Raw genomic sequence first — 4444 nt, forward strand, 5'->3', positions numbered from 1 at the left:
GGGCAACACCGCGCTGCTGGCCATCCGCGACGCACACCGGGCGCACGCGAGCGCGCTTGCCGCGATCATGCGGCCGGCCCCGCCGTCGCCGAGCGGTGCGCCGCCGCTTCCGTCGGCCGCGCCCTCGCCGGAGCCGTTGCGCGAAACCGAGCGCAAGGCCTGGCAGAAGGCGATCGACGTGTGCGTGTCCGCGCCCGCCGACCGGGCCCAGCTGCTGGCTGAGATCGCGGCCGCACGGGCAAGTCATGTGGAGGCTTCGGCGTGAGCGAGCGACTCAGGGCCGCGCTGGCGGCGGAGCATGCGGCGATCTTCGGCTACGGCCGGCTGGGCGTTTACCTCGACGCCGATGGCAAGGCCGAGGCCCGCGCGGCGGAGGCGGTCCACCGCGCCCGTCGCGACACCCTCGTGGTCAAGCTCGACGAGCTGAAACTTTCGCCCGCGCCGGCCGAGTCGGCCTATCTGCTGCCGTTCCCGGTCACCGATGCCGCGAGCGCGATGAAGCTGGCCGTGCACCTTGAGGAGGGTGTGGCGGCGACATGGCGCGCGGCGATCAAGACCGTCGAGGGGCAGGAGCGCCGCACGGCCGTTGAGGCCTATTCCGACGCGGCCGTCCGGGCCACGCGCTGGCGTCGCCGCGCTGGCATCACACCACTGACCACGCCTTTCCCCGGCCGCACCGGCTGACCGCCCGTCAGCAACCGCAGCACCCGCACGGTCGTCGCCCCGACGGTCACGTGCTCATCGTGGCATGGATCGCGGAACGATTCTGTCCGCATTTGCGGCACGACCGTTTTGTCTGCACACTTGTGCGGACCATACTCGGTATGCATACTCGGTATCCATGTCCATCCGGCACGGATTGCTGGCCCTCCTCGAACGCGGAGCGCGTTACGGGTACCAGCTGAAAAATGAATTTGAAGAGTCCACCGGCGGAACCTGGCCGTTGAACATCGGGCAGGTCTACACCACCCTCAATCGCCTGGAGCGCGACGGCTTCGTGCGGGCACTGCCTGAAAACGAGGGTGGGCAGCGCCCGTACGAAATCACCGATCAGGGACGGACCGAGGTCGCGCTGTGGTTCACCACGCCGATCGAGCGCGCCTCCCGCCCCCGCGACGAGCTGGCCATCAAGCTGGCGCTCGCGCTGACGACACCGGGCATAGACGTGCGTTCCGTGGTTCAGGCGCAGCGCACGTCGACCATGCGCGCGCTGCAGGAGTACACCCGGCTCAAGCAGACCGACGGAGACCTGCCCTGGCGCCTGGTGCTCGACTCAATGATCTTCCAGTCGGAGGCCGAGATCCGGTGGCTGGACCATTGCGAGTCCTCGCTTGCCCGCTATACCCCGGCAAAGACCGAGCAACCGCAGGAGGTGCACGAGCATGAGCGCCAGCGTGCTTGAGCTGCAAGGGGTGTACCGCACCCACGGCACAGGAGAGACCAAGGTGCACGCGCTGCGCGACGTGTCGCTGGCCGTGCACGCCGGCGAACTGGTCGCGGTGATGGGCCCCTCGGGCTCGGGCAAGTCCACCCTGCTCAACCTGGCCGGCGGTTTGGACGGCCCGGACCAGGGCACGGTCGTCGTCGAGGGCCGCCCGCTGTCCACCTTGAACAAACGTCAGCTGGCCGAGGTGCGCCGGCACAGCGTGGGCTACGTGTTCCAGGCGCTCAATCTGCTGCCCAGCCTGACCGCGGCCGAAAACGTGGCCCTGCCGTTGGAGCTGTCGGGCATGCCGATCCGCAAGGCCCGCCCGCTTGCCGAGGCCGCACTGTCCGAAGTGGACCTCGCCGGTCACGCCGACCGGTTTCCTGACGAGATGTCGGGTGGACAACAGCAGCGGGTGGCGATCGCCCGCGCGCTGATCGGGGACCGCCGGCTGGTGCTGGCCGACGAGCCGACCGGCGCACTGGACTCGACCACCGGCGAGGCCGTGCTGCGCCTGCTGCGCGCGCGAGTGGACGCCGGTGCGGCGGGAGTCCTGGTGACGCACGAGGCCCGGCACGCGGCGTGGGCCGACCGGGTGATCTTCCTGCGCGACGGGTCCATTGTGGACACCTCCGGCCCGCTGGCCAAGCCCGAGTCGTTGTTGGCGCCGGCGTCATGAGGGGATGGTTGCCCGCGCTGCGGATCGCACGCCGGGAAGCACGCAAGGCCAAGGGGCGCTCCAGTCTCGTCCTGGCGATGATCGGGCTGCCGGTGGCCTTCCTTGCCTTCGCCGCCGTCACCTTCGACATGTTCCAGCTGACCCCGCGGGAGAAGCTGGATCGCGAGCTGGGGACGGGCGACGCCTACATCTGGTGGCATGACACCGATGCGATCACCCAATCGCCCGACGCCTCGAACGTCACCCGGGTCACCCCAGCCAAACCGTCCTCCGACGGCGCGCTTGAGAAGGAACGGCCGATGCCCACCGAGGCCGATGTGCTGGCCCTGCTGCCACCGGGCTCGCGCGCGCTGGCGATGGAGGAGGACACGGTCAAGGTCCGCACACCCGACGGTATCGGCCAGATCCAGACCAGGCTCGACGATGTCTCCGAACCGATGCTGCAGGGAATGGTCGAGCTGCTGGCGGGGCGCGCCGCCAAGGCCGCGGACGAGGTCGTGCTCAACGAGGCCGCGGCGCAATGGCTGGGCGTGGGGATCGGCGGCACGATCAACGCGCTCAACCCCGACCGCGTCTACCGGGTGACCGGCATCGTGGAGTACCCGGACAACCTGTTTCCCCGCATGGCATCGCCCACCGGGACCGGCAAGGGTTGGTACTGGCTGGTCGCCTCGCCCACCCCCGTCGACTGGGAACAGGTCAAGCGGCTCAACAAGCTCGGCATGGTGGTCAAGAGCCGCGTGGTGGTCCTGAACCCGCCGCTGGACGCGCCCACCGGCTTCGACCCCGGCGCGGTGATGGCCGAGGACATGGCGCTCGGCGTGGTGGTGGGCGGGCTGGCCGTGCTCGAAATCATCCTGTTGGCCGGACCGGCGCTCGCGGTCGGCGCGCGCCGCCGCTCCCGCGACCTCGCGTTGGTCGCGGCGGCCGGCGGGGAACCGAAACAGCTGCGCCGCATCGTGCTCGCCGACGGGGTCGTGCTCGGCTTGGCCGGAGCCGTCATCGGGCTGGCCCTCGGCGTCGTGCTGGCGCTCATCGGCCGCCCGCTCATCGAGGACAACCTGGCCCATGCGCGGGCCGGTGGATACCGCTTCTTCCCGCTGGCGCTCGTGGGTATCGCCGGGCTGGCCGTGATCACCGGGATGCTGGCCGCGCTGGTGCCCGCGTACACCGCCGCACGCCAGCCCGTGGTGCTGGCGCTGGCCGGTCGACGCGGCATCCTGCGCTCCCGCAAGCGCTGGGTCTTCGCCGGGATCGTGCTGGCCGCCCTGGGCTCGGCGATCGCGGTGATCGGCTCGGTGTCGTTCGACGAGACGCTGATGCTGTCCGGCGTGGTGCTTGCCGAGCTCGGTCTGGTACTGGTCACGCCCGCGCTGATCGGGCTGATCGCCCGGCTGGGTCGCTGGCTGCCGCTGGCGCCACGGCTCGCGCTGCGCGACACCGCCCGTAACCGGTCGTCGGCCGCTCCCGCCGTCTCGGCCGTGATGGCGGCCGTCGCGGGAGCGGTGGCGGCCGGTGTGGTCTTCGCGGCCCAGCATCAACAGTCCGTTGCCGAGTACAAGCCCCGGCTCCCGCACGGCCACATCGACATACAGCACTACAGCGATCCGGGTGAGCAGGAGCTCAACTGGTCGGAGGCGGAGGCGATGGTGCGCAGTGTGTTGCCGGATGCTCAGATCCATCGCTTCATGCGAGGCGACGGGCTCACTCCCGCACGGCCTCTCGAACTCGAATGCCCGCTATCCCGTCTGGAGCGCGACCCCACGGCCGAGGAGATGCAGGCGGCACGGACCGACAAGCGGTGCCGGCAATCGATGAGCACCTTCGGCCTCGGAGTCGTGACAAACGACGGCAGCGGGCTTGCCGCGTTCACCGGAGCCGATCCTGACCGGATCGCGAAGGCGCGCGAGGTTCTCGACCGCGGTGGGGCGATCGTCACGGACGAGCGCATGGTCAAGGACGGCCGGGTCACCCTGGAGGCCCCTCGCGGCAAGCAGAGCATCACCGTCGATGGTTACTTCCTCGGCGACTATCCCGGCTTCACGGCGATGCTGTCGCCCAAGATCCAGGACGGGGAGCAGCGCACGGCGGGCCTCGTGGTCGATACGACCGCCGTGCCGACCCAGGCGCAGGAGGAACGGCTGAACCTGCTCATGCGCCAGCTCGATGCCGGAGTGTGGGTCACCATCGAACGCGGTCCGCAGGACAGGTCAAACCTGATGGCGCTGCTCATCGCGGCGGCGGCGGCGATCATCGCGCTGGGCGCGGCCGCGATCGCGACCGGGCTTGCCGCGGCGGACACGCGGGCCGACCTGGGCACGCTCGCCGCGGTCGGCGCG

At 70.4% G+C, this 4444-nt stretch carries 4 protein-coding genes and 1 pseudogene; all 5 read left to right on the forward strand.

Annotated elements, in window-relative coordinates; all coding sequences use genetic code 11:
• Window positions 1-265 (forward strand): annotated as a pseudogene (locus tag DM816_RS40395) (hypothetical protein); the annotation flags it as partial.
• The gene (locus DM816_RS40400) at window positions 262-684 is read left to right on the forward strand and encodes a ferritin-like domain-containing protein (protein WP_117215737.1); all 423 of its coding nucleotides are present in this window, start codon (window positions 262-264) and stop codon (window positions 682-684) included. The pseudogene DM816_RS40395 and the gene DM816_RS40400, both read left to right, overlap by 4 nt.
• Before the next feature lie 157 nt (window positions 685-841).
• Window positions 842-1402: a PadR family transcriptional regulator gene (locus DM816_RS40405; RefSeq protein ID WP_117215738.1), complete on the forward strand. Its 561-nt coding sequence runs from the start codon at window positions 842-844 to the stop codon at window positions 1400-1402.
• On the forward strand, window positions 1383-2105 hold the full coding sequence (locus DM816_RS40410) for an ABC transporter ATP-binding protein (RefSeq protein WP_117215739.1): 723 nt from the start codon (window positions 1383-1385) through the stop codon (window positions 2103-2105). The genes DM816_RS40405 and DM816_RS40410 overlap by 20 nt, the downstream gene beginning before the upstream one ends.
• The coding region (locus DM816_RS40415) for an ABC transporter permease (RefSeq protein WP_117215740.1) at window positions 2102-4444 on the forward strand (2343 nt) is incomplete at its 3' end. The genes DM816_RS40410 and DM816_RS40415, both read left to right, overlap by 4 nt.

The organism is Allorhizocola rhizosphaerae (genome assembly GCF_003426775.1).
Lineage (GTDB): Bacteria > Actinomycetota > Actinomycetes > Mycobacteriales > Micromonosporaceae > Allorhizocola > Allorhizocola rhizosphaerae.